This window comes from Martelella mediterranea DSM 17316 (genome assembly GCF_002043005.1).
GTDB classification, from domain to species: domain Bacteria; phylum Pseudomonadota; class Alphaproteobacteria; order Rhizobiales; family Rhizobiaceae; genus Martelella; species Martelella mediterranea.
On the sequence record NZ_CP020331.1, the window covers coordinates 423,107 to 445,995 of the forward strand.

Sequence of the window (22,889 nt, forward strand, 5' to 3'; positions counted from 1 at the left end):
TCAGTCTAATCGTCACAGTCCGAACTCCTCGCGGATGGCCGCGCTCTGTTCGCCGATCCTCGGCGCCGCGCGGCGGGTTTGCATGCGTTTGCCGTCGACCCTGAGCGGCGAGCGCGTGGTCTGGATCTCGATGCCATCGTCGCGCGTCACGGTCTGCAGCATGTCGAGCACCTTGAAACCGGCATGATCCATCAGTTCCGGCCAGTCCAGCACCCTGGCGCACCAGACGTCGGCCGGTTCCAGGATGGAGAGCCAGTGGTCGGTGGTCTGCTCCTTCAGCACGTCGGCGATGATCCGCTTGATGTCGTCGCGTGCGGAGAACCAGAGATCGGGCTTGCTGCGGTAGGGATCGAGCGCGTCGATGCCGAGCACGTCGGCAAGCTGGTCGATCGGCATCATCGCCAGCGCCAGATAGCCGTCGGCCGTCGGATAAACCCCGTAAGGCGCGGAGAGATAGGCATGCGCGGAGCGATAGGCCGAGCGCTTCGGCGGTCGCCTGCCGTCGTTGAGATGCGTGGTCAGCACCTCGAACTGGAAATCGATCAGCGCTTCGAGCAGGCTGGTCTCGACATGGGCGCCCTTGCCGGTGCGGCCCTGCTTCACCAGCGCGGCAAGCACGCCCTGGCAGAGCGCCGCGCCCGCCAGCATGTCGGCGATGGCGAGGCCGAAGGGGACGGGACCCTGATCCTCGTCGCCGTTCAGCCACATCACGCCGGAACGCGCCTGGGCGAGCAGGTCCTGCCCCGGCCGGCTGACCCACGGACCCTCGTCGCCATAGCCGGTGATCGAGCCGTAGACAACGCCCGGATGGAATGCCTTGACCGTCTCGTAATCGAGGCCGAGCCGGGAAATCACGCCGGGGCGGAAATTCTGCAGCACGACGTCGGCCTTGCCGATCAGCTTTCTGAGCGCCGCCAGGTCGGCCTCGTCCTTCATGTCGATGGCGAGGCTCTCCTTGGAACGGTTGATGGCGTGGAAGATGGTCGAATCGCCGCCGATCTCGGTGTCGGAGAGGTAGAGCCGGCGCGACAGGTCGCCGAGGCCGGGGCGCTCGATCTTGATCACCCGGGCGCCGAGGTCCTGAAGGCGCAGAGAACAGTAGGGGCCGGAAAGGAACTGGCACATGTCCAGCACCAGCACGCCGGCAAGCGGCAGGTCGTCAGTCTCAGCAGTCATGGTTTTTCCTTGATGGGCGTCGCGGGCGAGGCGCTCGACTGGTAGGCGGCCTCGACCAGCGCCATGGTGTTCCAGGCGTCTTCGACCGAGGTGACCAGTTCGGCATCATCGCCGGCGACGAAGCGCTGGAGATTGTTCATCACGCCGATAAAGGCATGCGGGAACCAGGTTCCGGAAAGCGGAATCTGCTGCCACTCGCCGCCTTTCTCGCAGAACCACAATTCGTCCGGCACGCCTTTCGGATAGTTCAGGTTGACCCCGAGCGTTGTCGTCGCGACGCCCTTCGTGCCCTCGAAGCGGAAGTAGCAGTCCTGGAATTTCGGGCCGAAATCGTGATTGTGGTTGATCGAAAGCACGGCGCGGACGGGTTCGGGATAGTCGAGGATCGCCGAGGTCCGGGTCTGGGCCATGGTCGAAAGCGGGTGGCCCATGGTGCGGGCGTGAACGCCGGCAGGATTGCCGAGGAAATGGCGGATCAGGTCGAGATAGTGGATCGAGTGCAGCAGGATCTCGACGCGGTCCATGGACTTCAGGAAAGGCCAGAGGTCCCAGGGCGTCATCATGTTGGCATGCATTTCGACATCGACCAGTTCGCCGAGCGCGCCGCTTTTGTAAAGGTCGTGGATGGCGAGCATCATCGGCGAGAAGCGAAGCTGGAAGTTCACCGCGGCCGTCAGCTTCTTCGCCCGGCAGATTTCCAGAATGGCCGTCGCCTCGTCGAGATTGCGGCCCATCGGTTTCTGTATCAACACGGCCGCGCCATCGGGCAGGCGGTTCAGCACATCTACATGGGCAACCGGCGGCAGAGCGAGGTCGAAGATCGCGCCGGGCACAGCCGCCGCCTCCTCAACGCTTGCGAACGGGGTGATATCCCACTCGCCGGCGACCTTGGCGGTGCGCTCGGGATCAATATCGTAGAGGCCGGCGACCGGGAGGCCGGCCATGCGGTAGGCGGGCATATGGGCATCGCCTACGATCGAGCCGCCGCCGAAGATCACGATGGGGCGCGGGGCGCGAACCGCCGCCCAGCTTTGCGCCGGATTGCGAGCATTCTCTGACACCTGCTCCTCCTTCAGGTTAAAGCATCATTCTTATCTGAATAGATTATTCAAATTTGGATGGAATGCAAGGGGCGCTGATGGCGTTGCGTGTTTTCCAATCCGGCTGCCGGCTTTCATCCCGCAGCCGTGAATGTCCTGGCGTACTCGACAAGCCTTCCGTTTCGCACTACGACGCTCGGGTTTTCCGATCACCGGAATATGCGCCGCCCGGTCTTCCCGGTGCTATCCCGCTCATCGCAGCGCCAACACCATGAGGATGTCATGAGCGAATTGCCGCCCTGTCCCAAATGCCAGTCGACGTACACCTATGAGGACGGGGCGCTGTTGATCTGCCCCGAATGCGGCAATGAATGGTCGCCCGGAGCCGACCAAAGCGACGAACCGCAATTTACCGACGCCAACGGCAATCTCCTGACCGATGGCGATACGGTGACCGTGATCAAGGACCTGAAGCTCAAGGGCTCGAGCCAGGTTCTCAAGGTCGGCACCAAGGTGAAGAACATCCGCCTCGTGGAAGGCGATCACAATATCGACTGCAAGATCGATGGTTTCGGCGCGATGAAGCTGAAATCGGAATTCGTGAAGAAGATCTGAGGCGCGCTCAGCGAGGCGCCTCAAAGCCCTTCAATCGAGGTGGAACACGTCTTCCATCTCGATCCACCATTCGCCGTCCTTTGCCGTATCAAGCGGCTTCTGGCACGGCATGCAGACCGACCACCATTCCTGCGTCTTGGGGTGCGCCGCCATCTTCGCCTGATCGGCCGCGTAGTCGTCGCCGGTATATTCGTAATAGGAAAACAGCAGGTTTTCCGGCTCGCGCAGAAAGATGGTGTAGTTCCGGATATTGCACTGCTTGATCATGTCCAGCACTTCCGGCCAGACATCGGCATGCAGCCTCTTATATTCGGCAACCTTGTCGGCGTTGAGCTTGATGACCATTCCTATGCGTTGCATGGGATTTCTCCGTGGTGATGTTTTCTAAAGGCGGTAGACGCGGGTGGCGTTGACGGAGAACAGCTTTTCCTGCTCCTCCGGCGTCGCCTCCGCGACAATGTCCTTGATGCTCGCCACCCAGTCCTCAAGGCTTGCATGGATCGTGCAGACCGGAAAGTCCGAGCCCCAAACGACGCGGTCGAAGGTGAAGGCGTCGATGACGTGGGAGATATAGGGGCGCAGTTTCTCCGTGCTCCAGTCCGCGCCGGCATAGGCGATCACGCCGGAAATCTTGGCGGTGACGTTTTCCAGTCGCGCGCATTCGGAAACATGCGCCGCCCATGGCGAAAAGGCATCGTTTTCGATATCCGGCACGCCGCAATGATCAAGCACGAACTGAACGTCCGGGCACTTCTTCGCAAGGTCGATCGCAAGCGGAAGCTGACGGGCGGAAACGCAGAGATCGAAGGTCAGGTCGTGGGCGGAAAGCCGGCGGATATTTTCAACGAAGAGCGGGGCTTCGGAGATTTCATCCGGCACGATGTGCAGCACCCGGCGCAGGCCGCGCACGCCGGGGATCGCGGCAATGCGCTCGAGATAGGCGGGAAAATCCGGGCTCTCCGGCCGGCAGGCGGCGATTGCGCCGGCGATCCTGTCGTGAGCGCCGACCATGAAGGCGGTCTCGGCCTCCATGTCGCTCTCGGCGACGTCCACCTCCATATGCAGCGCCGTGTCGATGCCGAGCTTTTCGGCGCGGGCGAAGTAGTCCTCCGCGGTCACTTGGCGATCGAGCGCGGGGGCGTCCTTCAGCCAGGGATAGGAGAACCGCTCCTTGTAGACGAGGTGAAGATGGGTATCGATGATGCGCATTGTTCCTCCCTTGCCCTTGCGGGCGATCGATTTGTAGCCACCGCGCTTACGGGGCGGGGCGGCCCTTGGACAGGCTGGCCGCGGCCGCGCGCACGAGTTTCAGCGTGCGTTCCCGGTCGTCCGTGGTCGTGCGGTCGAGGCGCTCGGTATAGGGCGAGGTGACGACCGCCATCACCGAGCCTAGCGGACCCATGACCGGGGCCGAAAGATTGGTGACGCCGGCGATCTGCTCGCTCGGCATCATGGTGTAGCCTGCCTTGCGGATCGGCTCGAGACGGGCCTCCGTTTCAGGCGTCATCGTCTCGCCCGCGCCCTTCAACATCAGCGCCCGGTTTTCCGGCGTGGAGAAGGCGAGGAAGACGAGGCCGGAGCCGGTCGAGGTCAGCTTCAGCCGCGTTCCGACGCGAACGGCGAGGCTCCAGTAGCTCGGCGCATCGACCTGCGCGACCACGACGGCGGCGTTCCTGTCGAAGACCACGATGTGGCAGGATTGGCCGGCCTCCTGCGCCACCTCTTGGAGCAGCGGCATCGCCTGGTTGACGAGCCGGCGCAGCGGCGGGCGGGCATGCACCAGCTCGAACATCTTCAGCGTGATCTCGTAGCGATCCTCCGGCGTGCGGCGGATATATTCGCGCCGCACCAGCCGGTCGAGCATGCGGTAGATCTCGTTCGGCGTCCGCCCCAGCGATTTTGCGATTTCCGCCTGGCTCAAGGAGCCGTCGGTCTCGGCCAGAAGCTCGAAAATGTCGAGGCCCTTGTCGAGGGCGGGCGCGCGGTAGCGGTCGGACTCATCTGTTGCCATGGTCGATCCTTCGGTGACGGGTGAAGTTTTCACCCTGAAATCGCTGCGAAACTGCCGCTGTTCCTGTCCAATATCAAGAGCGCCGTTGACGCCCCCGTCGAAATGGTGCTTATATACGAATAGACTTTTCAAATATGGAGGATCAAGTCTTTTCTGGGCTTGAACGGATAGGAGGAGAATGATGCGAATGAAACTTCTGAAAGCGACCCTCGTCGCTTGCTGCGCCGTTGGCGGCCTCGCCGCTTCGGCGCAGGCCGATGATTTCGACTATGGCAGCTTTCCAGACTATACGCTGAAGGTGAAGCTGATCGGCGGCACCCAGTATGAAAAGCTCTACACCCGCATTCCCGAATGGGAGGAGATGACCGGCGCCAAGGTCGAGATCGTTTCGTCGAAGAATCACTTCGACCTCGACCGCGAGATCAAGCAGGACATCGCCGCCGGCGACATTACCTGGTGCGTCGGCTCCAACCACACCAGCTTCGCCCCGCAATATGGCGACCTCTATATCGACCTCTCCGAGCATATCCCGCAGTCCGAACTCGACAAATATGTTCCGGGCACGCTGGAATCGGCCAAGGTCGACGGCCGTCTGGTCCAGCTGCCGCGCGTCACCGACGTTTCCAACCTCTATTATCGCAAGAGCCTCTATGCCGATCCGGCCAACCAGCAGGCATGGAAGGAAAAATACGGCACCGACCTCGCGCCGCCGAAGACCTATGACGAGTTCCGCGACCAGGTGATCTTCTTCGCCGATCCGCCGAACCTCTATGGCACTGCTTTCGCCGGCAAGGACGAGGGCATGTCGGGCCGGTTCATGGAGATCCTGCGCGCCAATGGCGGCGACATGTTCGACGATGAATTCCGCCCGACCTTCAATTCGCCGGAAGGCGTGGCCGCGCTGCAGTGGTTCATCGACGTCTATGACGCTGGCGCGGTTCCGGCAGGCACGGTCAACTATACCTGGGACGATATCGGTCAGGCGATGGCTGCCGGCCAGCTTGCGCTTGATCTCGACTGGCCGGGCTTTGCGGCCTTCTTCGCCGATCCGTCGTCCTCGAAGATCGCGGATGACCTCGGCTACGCTGTCGCGCCGGCCGGTACGTCGGGCCATGGCGGTGGCTGGTCTGGCTCGCATTCGTTCTCGGTCACTCAGGACTGCGACAACAAGGATGCCGCCGTCTCGTTTGCCGTGTTCATGACCAATGACGAGAGCGAATTGATGGAAGCCATGGCCGGCAACCTGCCGACCCGCACCGCGACCTATGACGAGGTGATTGCCTGGTTCAACGAGAACGGCAAGGAGAACCTCGCCGAGATGTTCCAGGTCTGGCAGGAATCGCTCGCTGACGCCCGCACCCCGCCGCTGATCCCGGAATGGATCCAGGTCTCGAACGTGCTGTGGCCCGAGCTGCAGGCCGCGATCGTCGGCGAGAAGACCCCGCAGGACGCGCTCGATGATGCCGCCGAGCAGGCGACCATGATCATGGAAGATGCCGGCTACTACTGAGTGGCCTCTCATATCGTCGCCGGCTTCAAGGCCGGCGACGACATCGGCTCAGGCCGCACAGAATTTCCGTTTTTCTTGAAATTTCCGAAGGCGCGACATGAAGTTCTTCAGGTCTCCGCAGGCGACGCCCTATCTTCTGCTGCTGCCGGCCATCATCGTCATTCTGGCGGTCGTGCTGGTGCCGCTTCTGGTGTCGTTCTGGACGAGCTTCACCAGCTACAATCTGGTGCGGCCGGACTCGCTCTATAATTTCGTCGGCCTGCGCAATTACAGGCGCCTGATCGGCAATGACGATTTCTGGTGGGCCTTCGGTCGCACCGTGGTGTTCATCACCATCGCGCTCAATCTGGAAATGTTGCTGGGGCTCGGGCTGGCGCTGCTCGTCAACCGCATCACCTGGGGCCAGCGCACGCTCCGCACCATCATGATGTTCCCGATGATGTTTTCGCCGATCCTTGTCGGTTTCCAGTTCAAATATCTGTTCAACGATTCCGTCGGCCTGGTGAACAATGCGCTGTTCGCGCTGAACCTGATCGACAAGCCGATCCCGTGGCTGGTCAATGGCTGGCTCGCCAATTTCTCGATCATCGTCGCGGAAATGTGGATGTCGACCTCGATCTTCGCGATCCTGCTGATGGCCGGTCTGCTCGCCATGCCGAAGGAGCCGATCGAAGCCGCCAAGGTCGACGGCTGCAACGCCATTCAGGTGTTCCGCCACATCACGCTGCCCTTCCTGATGCCGTTCATCTGGATCGCGATGACGATCCGCTCGCTCGATGTCGCGCGCGCCTATGACATGGTCAAGATCATGACCAATGGCGGCCCCGCCGGCCGTACCGAGTTGATCTGGACGCTGATGACCCGCACCGGCTACCAGAACGCGCAGATGGGGATGGCGAACGCCATGGGCTACATCTCCATCCTGCTCTCGATCGCCTTCACCATCATGTTCTACCGCAACCTGACGAAGGCGCGCGTCTTCATGGGAGGCGCACAATGAGTGCTGCGAAAAGTGCAATGACCATCGAGAAGCCCTGGCAGCGCTGGCTGCTCCGGATCACGCTGTTCATCGCGATGATGATCCTGGTCGTGCCCGGCGCCTGGGTGGTGCTGACCGCCTTTCGTCCCAATGTCGAGGTCATGGCCCGCCCGCCGGTCTGGATCCCCGAGGTCTGGACGCTCGACAACTTCCTCGGCATTTTCGGCCTTTTGCCGGATCGCCAGCAGGGCTTGCCGGTCGAGCGCTATTTCATCAATTCGCTGGTGATCTCGCTGACCTCCACCGTGGTCGCGATCCTGGTCGGCATGATGGGCGGCTATGCCTTCGCCCGCTACCGGTTCAAGGGCAAGGGCGCGCTGTTCCTGTCCTTCATGCTGTCGCGCACCGTGCCGGGCGTGGCGCTGTCGCTGCCGCTCTTCATCCTGTGGAGCAAGGTCGGGCTGATCGACACCAAGTTCGGGCTGATCCTCGTCTATATGGCGATCAACATCCCGTTCACGATCTGGCTGACGGATGGCTTCTTCCGCCAAATCCCGGCGGATCTTTCCGAGGCTGCCCAGATCGACGGCTGCACCCGCTGGCAGGCGTTCTGGAAGGTCGAGTTTCCGCTCGCCCGTTCGGGGCTCGCGTCTGCCGGCATCTTTGCCTTTCTGACGGCATGGAACGAGTTCGCGCTCGCAAGCCAGCTTACCCGCACCACCGCCTCGAAGACCATGCCGGTCGGGCTGATGGACTTTACCGCCCAGTTCACCGTCGACTGGACCGGGATGAGCGCCATGGCCGTGCTGATCATCATCCCGGCGCTGATCCTCACCTTCATCGTACAAAAGCATCTGATTGCCGGACTGACGTTCGGCGGCGTGAAAGGATAATCCCGTGGCCGAAGTGCACCTTTCCAAAATCGTCAAGCGCTACGGTTCGCTTGAAGTCGTCCACGGCATCGATCTCGACGTGGCCCATAACGAGTTCGTCGTCCTCGTCGGCCCGTCCGGTTGCGGCAAGTCGACGACGCTGAGGATGATCGCCGGGCTGGAGGAAATCTCCGGCGGCGAACTCCGGATCGGCGACCGCGTGGTCAACGCGCTGCCGCCCAGATCGCGCAACATTTCGATGGTGTTCCAGTCGTATGCGCTCTACCCGCATATGACCGTGCGGGACAATCTCGGCTTCGGCCTGAAGATCGCCGGCATGTCGCCGGAGGATATCAAGCCCCGTGTCGACGAGGCCGCCGGCATTCTCGGCCTCGAACCGTTCATGGATCGGCTGCCGGCCAATCTGTCGGGCGGCCAGCGCCAGCGCGTTGCCATGGGCCGCGCCATCGTGCGCCATCCGGATGTGTTCCTGTTCGACGAGCCGCTTTCGAACCTTGACGCCAAGCTTCGCGGACAGATGCGCGTCGAGATCAAGAAGCTGCATCAGCGGGTGAAGACCACGGTCATCTACGTCACCCACGACCAGGTCGAGGCGATGACGCTTGCCGACCGGATCGTGATCATGCGCGACGGCTATGTCGAGCAGGTCGGCACGCCGACCGAGGTGTTCGAACACCCGGCCAACACCTTCGTTGCCGGTTTCATCGGCTCGCCGCCGATGAACCAGCTCGACGCAATCGTCGAGGAGGGCGGCGCAAGGCTTTCCGATGGCACGCTGGTGCCGCTGCCGGCCGATATCGGGCCGAAGGTCGCCGCCGGCGCGAAGGTCGTTATCGGCTTCCGTCCGGATGCCTTCGCGCCGAAGGGCCATTCGCTGCATGCCGAGGACCGCTGGCTGGAAGTGAACCTGCCGGTGATGATCTCGGAGCCGCTGGGCACCGAGACCATCATCTACACCGAACTCGGCGGCAAGGAAGTGCAGGCGAAGATGCTCGATCCGCGCCCGCTGACCGATGGCGAGAACCTGACCTTCACCCTCGATCTCGACCGTCTGCACGTCTTCGACGGCACAAGCGGCAAGAGCCTGAGGACCTGACATGGCGAAGATCGTCCGCGCCGAAATCGTGATGGTGGACCTGAAGCCGAAGGTGAAAAGGGTCGATGCGATCCAGTCCTTCGTCTCCCAGGAAACGCCGATCGTGCGGATCACCGATGCAGACGGCGTCACCGGCACGGGCTATTCCTACACCATCGGAACCGGTGGACCTTCCGTGATGGCGCTTCTGGAAAAGACGCTGCTGCCGGCGATCATCGGCCGCGATGCCTTCGAGATCGAACGCATCTGGCGCGACCTCACCTTCCTCACCCATGCGACCACGGTCGGCGCGATCACCGCGATCGCGCTTGCCGCCATCGATACCGCGCTCTGGGACCTGAAGGCGGTGAAGCTCGGCCTTCCCCTGCACAAGCTTGCCGGCGGTGCGCAGGCGGACATCCCGCTCTACACCACCGAGGGTGGCTGGCTGCATCTGGAGACCGAAGCCCTTGTTGATGATGCGCTGAAGGCGCAGGCGGACGGCTTCTCTGGCTGCAAGCTCAAGGTCGGGCGCCCGCTATTTGAAGACGCCGCCCGCATCGGCGCGGTGCGCGAGGCCGTCGGCCCGGCCTTCGAGATTTTCACCGATGCCAACCAGGCCTTCAATGTCGATGAGGCGGTGCGCCGCGCCGCCGTCTACCAGCGGCTCGATATTGGCTGGCTGGAGGAGCCGCTGCCGGCTGACGATATCGAGGGCCATGTCGTGCTCTCCCGGCACACCTCGGTGCCGGTCGCGGTTGGCGAAAGCCTCTATTCGGCCTCGCATTTCCGCGAATATCTGGAACGCCGCGCCGCATCGATCATTCAGGTCGATGTCGGCCGGATCGGCGGCATCACGCCGTGGCTCAAGGTCGCACATATGGCGGAGTGCTTCAACGTCGCGGTCGCGCCGCATTTCCTGATGGAGTTGCATGTGTCACTCTGTGCCGCGGTGCCGAATGCGCGTTGGGTCGAGTATATTCCGCAACTCGACGCGATCACGGTCCACGGCATGACCATACGCGCCGGCCGCGCCGTCCCCTCCGACGAGCCCGGCCTCGGCATCGCCTGGGATTTCGAGGCGATCGCCCGCATGGCGGTCGAAGGCTCGCGAAAGACAATCACCTGAAGGATACACCCATGACCGATCTCACCGGCAAGACCTGCCTCATCACCGCCGCAGCCCAAGGCATCGGTGCTGCCTCCGTCAAGGCTTTCGCCAAGGCCGGCGCCAAGGTGATCGCGACCGATATCAACGCCGAAAAACTCGCCGAACTGGAAGGTGTCGCTGGCGTCACGACCCGGCGTCTGGACGTGCTGTCGGATGAGGCGGTTGCCAATGCCGTGTCTGAAATCGGCGCTGTCGATATCCTGTTCAATTGCGCCGGCGTGGTTCACAACGGCTCGGTGCTGGACATGAAGGACGGCGATCTCGACTTTGCCTACGATCTCAACGTCAAGGCCATGGTGCGCACGGTGCGGGCGTTCCTGCCGGGCATGATCGAACGCGAATACGGCGTTATCATCAATATGTCCTCGGTTGCTTCGTCGCTGAAGGGCGTGCCGAACCGGTTCGCCTATTCGACCACCAAGGCCGCAGTTCTCGGCCTGACCAAGTCGATCGCCGCCGATTACGTGACCAAGGGCATCCGCTGCACCGCGATCTGCCCTGGCACGGTCGACAGCCCCTCGCTGCAGGACCGGCTGAAGGCGACCGGCGATTACGAGAAGGCCCGCGCCGACTTCATCGCCCGCCAGCCGATCGGCCGGATCGGAACGCCGGAGGAGATCGCCGACCTCGCCGTCTATCTCGCCGGTGCCACCTACACCACCGGCCAGGCCCATATCATCGACGGCGGCTGGACCGCCTGATCCGCTACAAGACCGAGTGCACGCCATGACCACCATCACCGGACTGTCCGTCCACGACCTGCGTTTCCCGACCTCGGCCAAGCTCGATGGTTCGGATGCGATGAACCCCGATCCGGATTATTCCGCGGCTTATGTCATCCTGAAAACGGACGGCGGTTTGGAGGGCCACGGCCTGACCTTCACCATCGGCCGCGGCAACGAGGTCGTCTGCGCCGCGATCCGCGCGCTTGAAGCACGGATGACCGGGCTTTCGCTCGATTGGATCACTGAGAACCCCGGCCGCTTCTGGCGGCATGTGACCGGCGACAGCCAGTTGCGCTGGATCGGCCCGGACAAGGGGGCGATGCATCTTGCGACCGGCGCCGTCGTCAACGCTGCCTGGGACCTGATGGCGAAGGCAGCGGGCAAACCGGTCTGGCAGCTCGTCGCCGACATGACGCCGGAACAGCTCGTATCGATCATCGATTTCCGCTACCTGACCGACGCGATTACGCCTGACGAGGCGCTTGCGATCTTCCGCAAGGCGGAGGCCGGCAAGGCGGAGCGCATGGCGGAGCTGAAGGCAAATGGCTATCCCTGCTACACCACGTCCGCCGGCTGGCTCGGCTACAGCCACGACAAGCTCCGCCGTCTCGCGCAGGAGGCCGTCGATGCCGGCTTCACCCATATCAAGATGAAGGTCGGGCAGGACCGTGACGAGGATGTCGCGCGGCTGAAGATCGTGCGCGAGGTGATCGGCGAGGACCGCACGCTGATGATCGATGCCAACCAGGTCTGGGAGGTCGATCAGGCGATCGACTGGGTGAGGGCGCTCTCGCCCTTCCGCCCCTTCTTCATCGAGGAGCCGACCAGCCCCGACGATGTCGCCGGCCACCGGAAAATCCGCGAGGCGGTGGCGCCGGTGAAGGTCGCGACCGGCGAGATGTGCCAGAACCGCATCCTGTTCAAGCAGTTCATCGCTGGCGGCGCGATCGATATCGTGCAGATCGACGCCTGCCGCATTGGTGGGCTGAACGAGGTGCTGTCGGTGCTGCTGATGGCAGCGAAATTCGGGCTGCCGGTCTGGCCGCATGCCGGTGGCGTCGGGCTTTGCGAATATGTTCAGCACCTGTCGATGATCGACTATCTGGCGGTCTCCGGCTCCAAGGATGGCCGGGTGATCGAATATGTCGATCACCTGCACGAGCACTTCGTCGATCCCTGCCGGATCGAACGCGCGGCCTACATGCCGCCGGAAAAGCCGGGCTTTTCCATTGAGATGAAGCGGGAAACGCTTCATAACTTCGCGTATTCGGCGGCTTGAGCCGCAAAAAGGAGTAGAACATGAAACTGTTACGCGTTGGCGCCAAGGGCGCCGAACGTCCCGCCATCCTCCACACCAACGGCAGCTATCGCGATATTTCCTCGGTCGTTGACGATATTGCCGGTGACGTGCTTTCCGAAAGCGGTCTGGCGAAGATCGCAGCGGCCGATATCGACAGCCTGCCTGTGCTGCCGGCCGACTCCCGCATCGGTGCCTGCGTCGGCAAGGTCGGCAAGTTCATCTGCATCGGCCTCAACTATGCCGACCATGCCGCAGAAACAGGCGCCGCGATCCCCGAGGAGCCGATCATCTTCATGAAGGCGACCAGCGCGATCGTCGGCCCGAACGACGATGTCCGCATTCCCCGCAATTCGAAGAAGAGCGACTGGGAAGTCGAACTCGGAGTCGTCATCGGCAAGGAAGCCCGTTATGTCGACGAGGCCGACGCCATGGACTATGTCGCCGGCTATTGCGTCGTCAACGACATGTCCGAGCGCGAATTCCAGATCGAGCGTTCCGGCCAGTGGGTCAAGGGCAAGAGCGCCGACACCTTCGGCCCGATCGGTCCTTATCTCGTCACCCGCGACGAGGTTGCCGATCCGCAGAACCTTGCCATGTGGCTGGAAGTCGATGGCCATCGCTACCAGGACGGTTCGACCAGGACGATGATCTTCGGCGTCCAGCACATCGTCAGCTACCTGTCGCAGTTCATGAGCCTGCAGCCCGGCGACATCATCTCCACCGGCACCCCGCCCGGCGTCGGCATGGGCCAGAAGCCGGAGCCGGTCTATCTGAAGGAAGGCCAGACCATGCGGCTTGGCATCGAGGGCCTTGGCGAACAGACCCAGAAAACGATCGCCTGGAACGCGTAAGCATTCTTGCGCGCTCTCGGGCGTGGAATATCGCGAGGCGATGCGCCAAGCTGCGCGCGATCCTTTCCTGGAGGATGCGTCGTGAGCGGTGCGCCGGTCGAGGTCGCCTTCGCGGACGGGGTAGAGCTCGCGAGCGACGCGTCGAGCTTCACGACCGGGACGATTTATATCGTTGATGGCGGTTACACGCTGTGGTGTTCGAACCGGCTGTCTGTTCGCAGCTTCCTGCGAACAGACGCGGTTTTCCGTGATGACCTATGCAAAGGCAGATGATCGAACGCGAATTCGACCATTCAAACCTGAAGGGCGCTAATCCGGACAAGGCGACCCTAGGCTTGCGCGATCACGTGATGCGCTGAATGCTAGCGGCGATCTCGTCGGGTTCGAACACTTTTTTCCAGTCGTCGCGCATCAGGGCCGGCTTGCCGAATTCGATCGCCTTGTTGCAGGCGTCGGAGAACTGCCCGCCCTTGACCTCGTCGAAGATGACGGCGCCGAGAATGTTCATGTGGCCGAGCAGGAAGTCGCGGGCGCAATCATAGCTGACGCCGCGGGCGACCACCTCGTCCATGGCCTCGCGCATCACGACCAGTAGCGAGGCGCAGACGGTTTCCGAAAGGCCGGGCTCCAAAAGCGCCATCTGCTCCACGGTCACGCGGTAGGTGCGGGCCACCGGCGCGTAGATCGCCTTGGCGATGGCATCGCCCAGCGCATAATGTTCTTCCGGACCCTGCATCAGCGCGTTGACGACGCCCTGTTCTGCGGCAACGCCGCCGAAATGGTCGTTGCGGCCGGCTTCCGTTGCCTCATTGTTGAAGATCGGCGGATGGCAGGGATGCGAGACGAAATAGGTGATGTCGTCGCGTTCCGGCAGGTGGCCGGCAAAGGGGGCAGCCGCATCGAGAATCACCACCATGGTGCCCGGCGCGAGATCCTTGACGAAACCCGCAGCCACCTTGCCGATCACGGTATCCGGCACGGCCAGGATGACAACCTCTGCGCCGGAAAGCCCGGTCGCAGCGTCCACGGCCTCGACGCCCACTTCCGCTTTCAGCCGTGCCTTGCCCGCTTCGCTGACCTCAATATGGCGCACCTCGAAATCGGTTTTCGCGAGATTGCGTGACAGGCGGACGCCCATTTTACCGCCAGCGCCGAACAATGCGACTTTCGTCATTTTCAGTCTTCCTCCCATGGAGTCATGTCTTGTTTATCTGGTATGATCAGATAATATGTAGGTGATAATGTCAATCGATGATTGAGCCAAATTTTGCAAGCAGGAGCGCATGACGGCATGACAGGCAGCGCGAGACCCAGACTGGCCTGGTTTGGGGATGATTTCACAGGCTCGGCTGCGGTCATGGAGGTGCTCACCTTCGCCGGACTGAACGCGGTCCTGTTTTCCGATGTGCCGAGCCCGGCGCTCGCGAAGCGCTTCGCCAATGCCGATGCGCTCGGCATTGCCTCCACCGCCCGCAGCCATGGGCCGGACTGGATGGCGGCCAATCTGCCGGGTCCGCTTGCCTGGCTCGATGCCACCGGCGCGGAGATCCTGCACTACAAGATCTGCTCGACCTTCGATTCCTCGCCGACCGCCGGCAATATCGGCCGCGCCATCGAGATCGCGCTCGAAATCCGCGATTCTGAGGCCGTGCCGCTGGTGACGGCGGCCCCGCAGATGCGTCGCTATCAGTCTTTCGGCCATCTCTATGCCGGGGTTTTCGAAGGCGTCTTCCGCCTTGACCGTCACCCGGTCATGGCCCGCCATCCAGTCACGCCGATGGACGAGGCCGACCTTCTGCGCCACCTCGCCCGCCAGACAGATCTTCCCTCCGCGCTGATCGATCTGGAGGCGCTGTGGTCCGGCTCCGCCCACCGCGCGCTCGATGAAGCGATTGCCACCGGCGCGCGGATCATCTCGCTCGATGACATGGAGCCCGTCAGCGAACTGGCTGTCGGCCGGCTGATCTGGGAAAACCGCGACCGGCTTCGACTGGCGGTCGGCTCCCAGGGTCTCGAATATGCGCTGGTTCGGCACTGGCAGGAAACCGGCGAGATTGCGCCGGCGCCGCTGGCAAAAAGCGCGGGGCCGGTGGAACAGATTGCCGCGATCTCCGGCTCGGTCTCGCCGAGCACTGCCCGTCAGATCGCCTGGTCGGCGGAGAACGGGTTTGAAATCATCGGTTTCGATACCGCAAGCGTGGTCGGCGATGAAGCCGGCGTCGAGGCCGAAATAGCGCGCGCGACGACAGCCGCCTTGCGCGCGCTTGAAACCGGGGCCAGCGTTCTGGTGACATCCGCCGCGGGCCCCGACGATCCGCGCGTCGCCGCCTTCAGGGCAGCGCTTTCGGCATCATCGCTCGATTTCGAAACCGCCAATGCCCGGATCGGCAAGGCGCTCGGCCGCGTTCTCGACCGCGTCTTGCAGCAATCCGGCCTGCGCCGCGCCGTCATTTCCGGCGGCGATACGTCTGGCCACGGCATGCGCGCGCTCGGCATCGAGGCGCTCACGGCGCTGGCCCCGACGATCCCGGGTGCTGCGCTCTGCCTCGGCCATAGCGAGGGCCGTCATGACGGGCTCCAGATCGCGCTGAAGGGCGGACAGATGGGGTCTGAGGACTTTTTCGGCTGGATCCGCGACGGCGGCGGGCCGCGCTGATCAGAGCCCTTCAGCTCTTCATCTGAAACACGTCGCGGGTGCGCTCCAGATGATGGCGCATTTCCTCGATCGCGCCGTCCACGTCATGATCGGCGATGTGATCGACGATCTTGTCGTGTTCGGCCAGCGTCAGCTCCTCGCCGCCGGAGCGGTGCAGCAGACTGACGTGATATTCGAACAGCCAGCCGAGCATGGCATCGGAGACCGAGACGATGATCGGATTATCGGTGAGCGCGGCGAGCTTGCGGTGGAACTTCATGTCCGTGCCGATGAAGGCGGTGGCATCGCCGAGTTGGCTGCGCTGCAGCGCCACGAGCGCGCGAAGCTCGGCGACATCGGCCGCGCTCGCCTTTTCGGCCGCCACCCGCACCATGCCGAGCTCGAACATCTGGCGGGCATGCTTGAGGTGGTCGAGATTGGCGGGCGCGGCACTCAGCACCAGCCGGGCAAGCTCGTCGGATTGGGTCAGGATCGTCGCCGGGTTGATCTCCTTCACCCGCGAGCGTTCGCCGTGATTGATAGTGATCAGGCCGCTGTTGTGCAGTGATTGCAGCGCCTCGCGCACCGCCGGCCGGCCCACGCCGAAGCGTTCCATCAGGGCGCGCTCGGACGGCATGTAGTCGCCCGGCTTCAACTCGCCGCTGCGGATCATGTCGTGCATCCGTTCCAGCACCTGGTCTGATAGCTTGCGGCGAACGATCCTGTCGCCTGCCTGTGCCCTGTTCATCGCGCCCTGCTCTCCGGTGTTGTCGCTGCCGTCCTTTTAGAAAGATAGTTCTTCCGCCGCAATTAGTTGAGTCCCGTCACGGTCAGCTTTGCCCTTATACCCAGCTCTGCCGCCGCCGTGACAGAAATCGCTTCAGCGCCAGTCGAAAGGCTGCAATCCGTCAAGCATCCGATCGGTGAGGTTGGCCGTGAATTCATGGCCGTCTTCAAAGGCAAGCCGTGCCAGACCACCCTTGATTGTCGCGGCGATCACCTTTTTTCCTGCGCATCCGGCAAGCGCTTCCAGCACCCATGCCAGCGGCGAGGGCGTGCCATCCTCGTGCAAAAGCCCGCGTGGGCCGTAAAGTGCGGCCGGCGTCCAGACCGCGACATCGAAGGGCGCGAGCGCTGTCGCGAGCCCCAGCGCATAGGCCGCGCCGAAGGCGGCGAAATGGCGGGGATCGAAATCGGCCATGCAGACCCGACCCTGTTCCGGATTGGGAATGGTGCGCGCGCCGTAAGGGTTCTGACGCATGGCGATCGTCGCAGGCCCGATGCGATAGGCGCGGTCGCCGATGATCGCCCTTGCCGAGCGGGCAATGTGCGGGATGGTCTCCAGCGTCTCAAGCACGGAGATATCGTCGGCCGCGTGCACGATCGGACACAGGCCATGGCTGACGAAAGCGAGGTGTTGCAGCGGCGGACGCTTGCGATTCAGCTCTGGAAAGAAGCTCGCCATGCCGCCGCCGCGTAGAATGCCGGGAAAGGCTTCGACCGCCGCCGCATGGATCTCGTCCAGCGGCGGGCAGGGCGGCCATTTCGATCCCGGCGGAGTCGACTGGCGATCGACGGACGGGCATACGAAAGCCGAGGCCGGAACCAGTCCCGATGCGGCCACGACGGCCGCGTGGGCCGCGAGTTCATCTGCCGGACTTTCACCGGCGGCGAAACGGCAGATCAGCTCCAGATCATAGGCAGGCTCCGTCAGCGCTGCCTGAAGCGCCGCGAAGGCGTCGATCTGCGGACCGGCCGGTGCGGCTGCGGCATCGACATGGCAGAGCAGCCGCTGCGGGCGAACGATATCGTAATCTCTCGGATTTGCGGCAAGCCGCAGCGCATCGCTCGCCGTCAGCACCAGCGCCATTTCGGGAAAACGGGCGGTCCGGTGATCGGGATCGGGAGCCGGCGCAACGGCTGCTGCATCCGCCTTCCACGTGATCTCGACGGATTGCGACAGGGTTTCGCCATCGCCGATCTCATAGGGCCATGGCAGCGCCAGCGGGCGATTATAGGTCTTGTATGAGGCATCGCCCCATTGCCGCTGGTCCTCCATTTCGAAGACATCGCCGGAAAAGACGGTGCGCACCGCAAAGCCGTTGGCGTGGTGTTCCAGCGCGGCGATATCCATGAACGGTTGCCAGGGTTCGATCAGCGCCGGAAAGGTCCCGTCCTCGACGCTGCCATTGGCATGGGTTACGCGGGCCGGCGCGCCGGCGACGCCCTCGATCGGGTGCAGGACGGTAAAGCCGGCGCGGTTGGTTTCGAAATTGCCGGTGGCGCGACCTTCGGCTTCAACCCTCAGACTGTCCCCGGCAAGTGTAATACGGACGGTGACGTCGAGCCGGGCATCGCCCGAGCGGAACACCATCGGGATTGCGAGACGAAGCGCATCATCCTGCTCGCGGCTGATCGTGCCAATCTCCGGCACGATCGTGCCCCAGTCGCGATCGCGCGCCAGGAAGGCGACCGAGCGGATGACTTCTGTTCCCCGAACGGCAAGGTGGCGGAGCGCGCCGTCCTGCAAGCCCACCGTCACGCCGCCGTGGCTGAGGCGTTCGACCGGAGCCGGTTGCTGGATCGTGCCGTAAAGGGAAACGGGATCGGTCACATTTCCTCCAGGCTGACGCTGCGCCCTTCGGCCGCGGAAAGATAGGCCGCCTCGACCAGCGCCAGAGTGTTGAGATTGTCGGCCCCGGAGGTTTCGGGAACGAGGCCCTCGCGAAGACAATCGACGAAATGCTGCTGAATGATCGCCACGCTTTCCTGGATGTTATGCCAGGGGCGCTCCGCCCAGGGGAGCACCGGTGGGGCAACGTCGCGGGTCTCGCTTTTGCCGCCGGCCTGGATCGTCAGCCGGTAGCCCGCATCCAGCCTCAACGTACCCTCCGTTCCATCGATCTCCAGCAGCGTTTCCGGGAAGGTCTCCGGGTCGCGTTTTGTGGCATAGGAGCAATCGACCACGCTGGTGACGCCGCCGTGATGGGCAAGCAACATGGTGGCGACGTCCTCGCCGTTGATCTTCGGGTTGACCCGTTTCGTGCTGGCGGTGATGGCCGAAACCTCGCCGAACAGCGCCCGGGCGATATCGAGGATATGGATGCCGAGATCCTCGATGATGAAGCGCTTGCCTTCAGCCAGATAGGGCTGGCCGGCATAGACGTCATAGCCGGAGCGGAACGAGACGCGCCCGAAGAACGGCGTGCCGATCGCGCCGGATCGCAGCGCATCGATCGCCGCGCGCACCGCCGATTGCCAGCGGAAATTCTCGTGCACCATCAGCACCTTGCCGGCGGCTTCAGCGGCGGCGACCATGGCGCGGGCATCGGCCATGTTCTCGGCGAACGGCTTCTGGCAGATGATATGGACGCCGGCCTTGGCGGCGGCCTCCACCAGCGGGCGGTGCGAGGGCGCGGTGGTGGCGATATCGACGAAATCGAAACCGCCATCGGCAAACATCGCGTTCGCATCGCTGTAGCGGTGTTCGGTCCCGAACTGATCGCCGGCTTCGTTGAGCCGTCCGGCATCGCGGTCGCAGATCGCCACGATCTCGACGCCGTCGATATCGCGCCAGGCGTGGAGCTGATTGCGGGCAAAGAAGCCGCAGCCGATGAGAGCGCCCTTCATGACAACCTCTTTTACTTGCCGACAGCGGCCTGCGCCTGCAGCGCGACCCGTGCCTGAACCCGCTGCTGGGCCTGATCGATGACCACGGCGGCGATGATGACCACGCCCTTGATCACGGTCTGCCAGAAGGCCGAGACGCCCATCATCACCAGCCCGTCGGAAAGCACCCCGATGACGAAGGCGCCGATGATGGTGCCGCCGATCCGCCCGCGCCCGCCGGACATCGAGGTGCCGCCGAGAACGGCGGCCGCGATCGCGTTCAGCTCGAAAGTATCGCCGGTTGCCGGATGGGCCGCAACAAGCTGTGAGGAAATAATGATGCCGACCAGCGCCGCGCAGAAGCCGGAGAACATGTAGACGAAATATTTGACATGGGTGACCTTCACGCCCGAAAGCCCGGCCGCGCGCTCATTGCCGCCAACGGCATAGATGAACCGGCCGAGCGGCGTGCGCTTGGCGATATAGGCGGCCAGCAACCCGACGGCGATCAGCATCCAGATCGAGACCGGAATGCCGAGGACGGAACCGGAGCCAATGAAGCGATAGCTCGCCGAGCCGTATTCGACGCTGCCGGTGAGGTTTGGAAAGGTCTCGCCGCCGCTCGACAGCATGGCAGCACCGCGCGCGATATAGAGCGTGCCGAGCGTGGCGATGAAGGGTGCGACATTGAGTTTTGTTATCAAAAACCCGTTCAGCGCCCCGATGGCGATGCCGACCAATGCCACGATCAGGCAGATTTCCAGCGTGTTGAACTGCACCGTCCAGCCGATGCCGAGATCGATGCCGTTTAGGAGCAGGTAGCCGGCCACCATGCCGCAAAGCCCGACGATCGAGCCGACGGACAGGTCGATGCCGCCGGAAATGATGACGAAGGTCATGCCGATCGCGAGAAACGCGTTGAGCGCCACATGTTTCGACATGATCACGAAATTCGCGGTCGACAGGAAGTTCGGCGCGAAGATGGAGAAGAAGACGAACACAAGGATCAGCGCGATGAAGGTTCTGGCCTTCATCAACATCAGCAATGCGCTGCTCTGGCCCTGGCCGACGCCGTTTGCGGTCATGTCAGTCATTATGCGGTCTTTCTGTTCAACTGATCGGCATCCGGGTTGTGACCCGCGGCCGATGCCTGGACGAGCTTGGTATCGGTTGCCTCGTCGCGATTGAATGTTCCGGTGATCCTGCCGTTCGACATCACGATGATCCGGTCGGAAAGGCTCAGCACCTCTTCCAGATCCGAGGTGACGAAGACAATGCCGAGGCCTTCGGCTGCGAGCTGGCGCATGACGCGGAAGACTTCCGCCTTGGCGCCGATATCGATGCCGCGCGAGGGTTCGTCCATCAACAGCACCTTGGGGCCGGTCATCAGCGCCTTGGAGATCACCACCTTCTGCTGGTTGCCGCCCGAAAGAGACGAGACCGGGTTTTCCGGCGAGGCGATCTTGATCACCATGCGCTTGACGAATTCCGCCACCCGGCTTTTCTCGGCCGCAAGGTTCATGTGGAAGCCGCGTGTGACCGCGCCGAGCGAACTCAACGTCATGTTCTCGCGGATCGAGAGGATCTGCACCAGTCCGTCATGCTTGCGGTCTTCCGGGATCAGCGCCAGCCCGTGGGAGATACGGTCGGAGACGCTGGGCTTGCCCATCTTCTTGCCGTTGACCCAGACCTCGCCGTCGGCCAGGTGATGGCGGCCGATGATGGTTTCCAGAAGCTCGGTGCGGCCGGCGCCCATCAGCCCGTAAATGCCGAGGATTTCGCCCTGGCGCAGACTGAAGGAAACCCCGTCGACCACGAAGCCGCCCCCGGAATCCGGGAGCCGTATCTCCTCGACGCGCAGCGCCTCTTCGCCATAAGGATGTTCGATCTCCTTGGCGAAATCCTTCGAGCTTTCGCCGATCATGCTCCGCACGATCCAGGGCACATCGACGCCCTCCATCGAACGCGCGCCGGTGATCGCGCCATCGCGAAGCACGGTGATGTAGTCGCCGACGCGGATCAGTTCGTCCATGCGATGGGAGATATAGACCAGCCCGACGCCCTCGGTCTTCAGCTCGGCGATCACCTTGAACAGGATTTCCACCTCGGTCGCCGACAGCGCCGAGGTCGGCTCGTCGAGGATCAGGATCTTCGCCTTGCGGGCGAGAGACTTGGCGATCTCGACGATCTGCTGCTGACCGACCTTGAGATCGCCGACCAGCGTGTCGGGATCGATATTGTGCTCCAGCCGCTTCATCAGCCTGCGGGTTTCCGCGCGCTGGCCCTCGGCATCGATATCGAAGCCGTATCGGGTCTTCTCATGCGCCATGAAGATGTTCTCGGCGACGGTGAGATTGGGGAACAGGTTGAGTTCCTGGAAGATCATGCCGATGCCGTGGCGCTCGGCATCGTCGGTGGAGGTGAACCGGACTTCCTCCCCCTCCATCTCGATCCGGCCTTCGGTCAGTTGCTCGACGCCGGCGATGACCTTCATCATCGTCGACTTGCCGGCGCCGTTTTCGCCGACCAGCACGTTGACGGCGCCCATGCGCAGTTCGAAATCGACCGATTTCAGCGCCACCGTGCCCGGATAGATCTTGGTGCCGCCGATGATCCTCAACCCGACCGGATGCTCTGCGGCCGCCGTCATGGCGAAACCTCGATAACGGTGGGCACGATTTCCGGCTCTTCGTCCAGGCTTCGCAGGGTGAATACGCCGGTGAAGGCGACCGTCTTGCCGACGACATCGCCCTCGGGAATGTCGAGGCCGGCATGGGCCTTCTCGTTCATCGCGCGGGCAAGCTTGGCGAACTCGATCTGGTCGCGGAAATCCGTGAATGTAATGAACGGCATGGCATCGCGCAGCGCCGTGCCGCGGATGATCGGGCCGATCTGCAGCGTGACATCGGGCTCGCCGTCGCCTGTCATGTCGACCTGCATCTTGGCGGCGCGGCTGTCGAGCTTGGCCTCGGTCACCGTGCCTTCGCCTTCAACCACGAAATTCCAGGGATTGGCTTCGCCATCGGGCCTGAGGCCATATTCAGCGCCTGCGGAATCGACGCCGGCTGCAAGCGCCTGCTGCAGGGTTGTATAATCAACGGTGTTTTCCGCAATGACCGGCAAGACCTTGTCTGCCCAGTTCTCGTCGGCATAGGCGGCCATCCGGGCCTCATCAGTCTGCGCCTCGGCCTGCTCGGCATCGGGCTTGTCGGTCGGCACCAGCTTGCAGCCGCCAAGAGGCAGCAGGAGCGCAAGGATCGCCGCCGACAGTTTCATCGCGTGCATGTCACACCCAGCAT

General features: G+C 63.1%; 22 protein-coding genes. 10 read left to right on the plus strand and 12 right to left on the minus strand.

Annotated features, from left to right (window positions below; translation table 11 throughout):
* Positions 1-12 precede the first annotated feature (12 nt).
* Both Mame_RS23695 and Mame_RS23700 read right to left on the minus strand, forming a co-directional pair.
* Positions 13-1,176 (minus strand): CaiB/BaiF CoA transferase family protein, encoded by a 1,164-nt coding sequence (locus tag Mame_RS23695; protein ID WP_018064037.1) that lies wholly within the window; start codon positions 1,174-1,176, stop codon positions 13-15.
* Positions 1,173-2,237, minus strand: a complete 1,065-nt coding sequence (locus tag Mame_RS23700) for a Gfo/Idh/MocA family protein (RefSeq protein WP_018064038.1) — start codon at positions 2,235-2,237, stop codon at positions 1,173-1,175. The genes Mame_RS23695 and Mame_RS23700 overlap by 4 nt, the downstream gene beginning before the upstream one ends.
* 261 nt (positions 2,238-2,498) lie before the next feature.
* Between Mame_RS23700 and Mame_RS23705 the strand changes: the two genes are divergently transcribed.
* The gene (locus Mame_RS23705; RefSeq protein WP_018064039.1) at positions 2,499-2,831 is read left to right on the plus strand and encodes a zinc ribbon domain-containing protein YjdM; all 333 of its coding nucleotides are present in this window, start codon (positions 2,499-2,501) and stop codon (positions 2,829-2,831) included.
* A 30-nt stretch (positions 2,832-2,861) separates the two neighbouring features.
* On the opposite strand, the gene Mame_RS23710 is transcribed toward Mame_RS23705, so the two are convergent.
* Genes Mame_RS23710 through Mame_RS23720 form a run of 3 tightly spaced genes read right to left on the minus strand, consistent with a single transcriptional unit; the run spans position 2,862 to position 4,842 of the window.
* Complete coding sequence (locus Mame_RS23710; protein WP_026173349.1) at positions 2,862-3,191, minus strand: L-rhamnose mutarotase; 330 nt, start codon at positions 3,189-3,191, stop codon at positions 2,862-2,864.
* A 24-nt stretch (positions 3,192-3,215) separates the two neighbouring features.
* The gene (locus tag Mame_RS23715) at positions 3,216-4,040 is read right to left on the minus strand and encodes an amidohydrolase family protein (RefSeq protein WP_018064041.1); all 825 of its coding nucleotides are present in this window, start codon (positions 4,038-4,040) and stop codon (positions 3,216-3,218) included.
* A gap of 46 nt (positions 4,041-4,086) precedes the next feature.
* Positions 4,087-4,842: an IclR family transcriptional regulator gene (locus tag Mame_RS23720; RefSeq protein WP_018064042.1), complete on the minus strand. Its 756-nt coding sequence runs from the start codon at positions 4,840-4,842 to the stop codon at positions 4,087-4,089.
* Positions 4,843-5,029: 187 nt separating this feature from the next.
* Here Mame_RS23720 and Mame_RS23725 point away from each other — a divergent pair, with 187 nt between their 5' ends.
* From Mame_RS23725 to Mame_RS23760, 8 genes are all read left to right on the plus strand, one after another.
* The gene (locus tag Mame_RS23725; protein ID WP_018064043.1) at positions 5,030-6,352 is read left to right on the plus strand and encodes an extracellular solute-binding protein; all 1,323 of its coding nucleotides are present in this window, start codon (positions 5,030-5,032) and stop codon (positions 6,350-6,352) included.
* Between the two features lie 97 nt (positions 6,353-6,449).
* Positions 6,450-7,352, plus strand: coding sequence for a carbohydrate ABC transporter permease (locus Mame_RS23730; RefSeq protein ID WP_018064044.1), 903 nt, complete (start codon positions 6,450-6,452; stop codon positions 7,350-7,352).
* Positions 7,353-7,369: 17 nt separating this feature from the next.
* Positions 7,370-8,224 (plus strand): carbohydrate ABC transporter permease, encoded by an 855-nt coding sequence (locus Mame_RS23735; protein WP_018064045.1) that lies wholly within the window; start codon positions 7,370-7,372, stop codon positions 8,222-8,224.
* Between the two features lie 4 nt (positions 8,225-8,228).
* Complete coding sequence (locus tag Mame_RS23740; RefSeq protein ID WP_018064046.1) at positions 8,229-9,320, plus strand: ABC transporter ATP-binding protein; 1,092 nt, start codon at positions 8,229-8,231, stop codon at positions 9,318-9,320.
* Position 9,321: 1 nt separating this feature from the next.
* The gene (locus Mame_RS23745) at positions 9,322-10,428 is read left to right on the plus strand and encodes a mandelate racemase/muconate lactonizing enzyme family protein (protein WP_018064047.1); all 1,107 of its coding nucleotides are present in this window, start codon (positions 9,322-9,324) and stop codon (positions 10,426-10,428) included.
* Positions 10,429-10,439: 11 nt separating this feature from the next.
* Positions 10,440-11,171, plus strand: a complete 732-nt coding sequence (locus Mame_RS23750) for an SDR family oxidoreductase (protein ID WP_018064048.1) — start codon at positions 10,440-10,442, stop codon at positions 11,169-11,171.
* 25 nt (positions 11,172-11,196) lie between these two features.
* Positions 11,197-12,474, plus strand: coding sequence for an L-fuconate dehydratase (locus Mame_RS23755; RefSeq protein ID WP_018064049.1), 1,278 nt, complete (start codon positions 11,197-11,199; stop codon positions 12,472-12,474).
* A gap of 20 nt (positions 12,475-12,494) precedes the next feature.
* Positions 12,495-13,346 carry a fumarylacetoacetate hydrolase family protein gene (locus tag Mame_RS23760; protein WP_018064050.1) on the plus strand — a complete coding sequence of 284 codons (852 nt, stop codon included), beginning with the start codon at positions 12,495-12,497 and terminating at the stop codon, positions 13,344-13,346.
* A 343-nt stretch (positions 13,347-13,689) separates the two neighbouring features.
* On the opposite strand, the gene Mame_RS23770 is transcribed toward Mame_RS23760, so the two are convergent.
* Positions 13,690-14,520, minus strand: coding sequence for a phosphogluconate dehydrogenase C-terminal domain-containing protein (locus Mame_RS23770; RefSeq protein ID WP_018064053.1), 831 nt, complete (start codon positions 14,518-14,520; stop codon positions 13,690-13,692).
* A 117-nt stretch (positions 14,521-14,637) separates the two neighbouring features.
* Here Mame_RS23770 and Mame_RS23775 point away from each other — a divergent pair, with 117 nt between their 5' ends.
* Positions 14,638-16,002 carry a four-carbon acid sugar kinase family protein gene (locus Mame_RS23775; RefSeq protein ID WP_026173351.1) on the plus strand — a complete coding sequence of 455 codons (1,365 nt, stop codon included), beginning with the start codon at positions 14,638-14,640 and terminating at the stop codon, positions 16,000-16,002.
* 10 nt (positions 16,003-16,012) lie between these two features.
* Here Mame_RS23775 and nanR read toward each other — a convergent pair whose 3' ends face one another.
* The 6 genes from nanR to Mame_RS23805 form a co-directional block, all read right to left on the minus strand.
* Positions 16,013-16,729: a transcriptional regulator NanR gene (gene nanR / locus Mame_RS23780; protein ID WP_018064055.1), complete on the minus strand. Its 717-nt coding sequence runs from the start codon at positions 16,727-16,729 to the stop codon at positions 16,013-16,015.
* A 132-nt stretch (positions 16,730-16,861) separates the two neighbouring features.
* Positions 16,862-18,595, minus strand: coding sequence for a D-apionate lactonase family protein (locus Mame_RS23785; RefSeq protein ID WP_018064056.1), 1,734 nt, complete (start codon positions 18,593-18,595; stop codon positions 16,862-16,864).
* On the minus strand, positions 18,592-19,611 hold the full coding sequence (locus Mame_RS23790) for a Gfo/Idh/MocA family protein (protein ID WP_018064057.1): 1,020 nt from the start codon (positions 19,609-19,611) through the stop codon (positions 18,592-18,594). Before Mame_RS23790 ends, Mame_RS23785 begins: the two co-directional genes overlap by 4 nt.
* An 11-nt stretch (positions 19,612-19,622) precedes the next feature.
* On the minus strand, positions 19,623-20,684 hold the full coding sequence (locus Mame_RS23795) for an ABC transporter permease (protein WP_018064058.1): 1,062 nt from the start codon (positions 20,682-20,684) through the stop codon (positions 19,623-19,625).
* Positions 20,684-22,240: a sugar ABC transporter ATP-binding protein gene (locus Mame_RS23800; protein ID WP_018064059.1), complete on the minus strand. Its 1,557-nt coding sequence runs from the start codon at positions 22,238-22,240 to the stop codon at positions 20,684-20,686. The genes Mame_RS23795 and Mame_RS23800 overlap by 1 nt, the downstream gene beginning before the upstream one ends.
* Positions 22,237-22,875, minus strand: a complete 639-nt coding sequence (locus Mame_RS23805) for a DUF2291 family protein (RefSeq protein ID WP_018064060.1) — start codon at positions 22,873-22,875, stop codon at positions 22,237-22,239. The genes Mame_RS23800 and Mame_RS23805 overlap by 4 nt, the downstream gene beginning before the upstream one ends.
* Between the last annotated feature and the right edge of the window lie 14 nt (positions 22,876-22,889).

What these genes read in the sequence shown, in the direction of transcription:
- Mame_RS23795 (WP_018064058.1), bottom strand. Translation starts at nt 20,684, where the DNA reads ATGACTGACATGACCGCAAACGGCGTCGGCCAGGGCCAGAGCAGCGCA.
- Mame_RS23695 (WP_018064037.1), bottom strand. Translation starts at nt 1,176, where the DNA reads ATGACTGCTGAGACTGACGACCTGCCGCTTGCCGGCGTGCTGGTGCTG.
- Mame_RS23775 (WP_026173351.1), top strand. Translation starts at nt 14,638, where the DNA reads ATGACAGGCAGCGCGAGACCCAGACTGGCCTGGTTTGGGGATGATTTC.
- Mame_RS23730 (WP_018064044.1), top strand. Translation starts at nt 6,450, where the DNA reads ATGAAGTTCTTCAGGTCTCCGCAGGCGACGCCCTATCTTCTGCTGCTG.
- nanR (WP_018064055.1), bottom strand. Translation starts at nt 16,729, where the DNA reads ATGAACAGGGCACAGGCAGGCGACAGGATCGTTCGCCGCAAGCTATCA.
- Mame_RS23770 (WP_018064053.1), bottom strand. Translation starts at nt 14,520, where the DNA reads ATGACGAAAGTCGCATTGTTCGGCGCTGGCGGTAAAATGGGCGTCCGC.
- Mame_RS23705 (WP_018064039.1), top strand. Translation starts at nt 2,499, where the DNA reads ATGAGCGAATTGCCGCCCTGTCCCAAATGCCAGTCGACGTACACCTAT.
- Mame_RS23755 (WP_018064049.1), top strand. Translation starts at nt 11,197, where the DNA reads ATGACCACCATCACCGGACTGTCCGTCCACGACCTGCGTTTCCCGACC.
- Mame_RS23760 (WP_018064050.1), top strand. Translation starts at nt 12,495, where the DNA reads ATGAAACTGTTACGCGTTGGCGCCAAGGGCGCCGAACGTCCCGCCATC.
- Mame_RS23710 (WP_026173349.1), bottom strand. Translation starts at nt 3,191, where the DNA reads ATGCAACGCATAGGAATGGTCATCAAGCTCAACGCCGACAAGGTTGCC.
- Mame_RS23790 (WP_018064057.1), bottom strand. Translation starts at nt 19,611, where the DNA reads ATGAAGGGCGCTCTCATCGGCTGCGGCTTCTTTGCCCGCAATCAGCTC.
- Mame_RS23745 (WP_018064047.1), top strand. Translation starts at nt 9,322, where the DNA reads ATGGCGAAGATCGTCCGCGCCGAAATCGTGATGGTGGACCTGAAGCCG.
- Mame_RS23800 (WP_018064059.1), bottom strand. Translation starts at nt 22,240, where the DNA reads ATGACGGCGGCCGCAGAGCATCCGGTCGGGTTGAGGATCATCGGCGGC.
- Mame_RS23805 (WP_018064060.1), bottom strand. Translation starts at nt 22,875, where the DNA reads ATGCACGCGATGAAACTGTCGGCGGCGATCCTTGCGCTCCTGCTGCCT.
- Mame_RS23720 (WP_018064042.1), bottom strand. Translation starts at nt 4,842, where the DNA reads ATGGCAACAGATGAGTCCGACCGCTACCGCGCGCCCGCCCTCGACAAG.
- Mame_RS23715 (WP_018064041.1), bottom strand. Translation starts at nt 4,040, where the DNA reads ATGCGCATCATCGATACCCATCTTCACCTCGTCTACAAGGAGCGGTTC.
- Mame_RS23750 (WP_018064048.1), top strand. Translation starts at nt 10,440, where the DNA reads ATGACCGATCTCACCGGCAAGACCTGCCTCATCACCGCCGCAGCCCAA.
- Mame_RS23735 (WP_018064045.1), top strand. Translation starts at nt 7,370, where the DNA reads ATGACCATCGAGAAGCCCTGGCAGCGCTGGCTGCTCCGGATCACGCTG.
- Mame_RS23725 (WP_018064043.1), top strand. Translation starts at nt 5,030, where the DNA reads ATGAAACTTCTGAAAGCGACCCTCGTCGCTTGCTGCGCCGTTGGCGGC.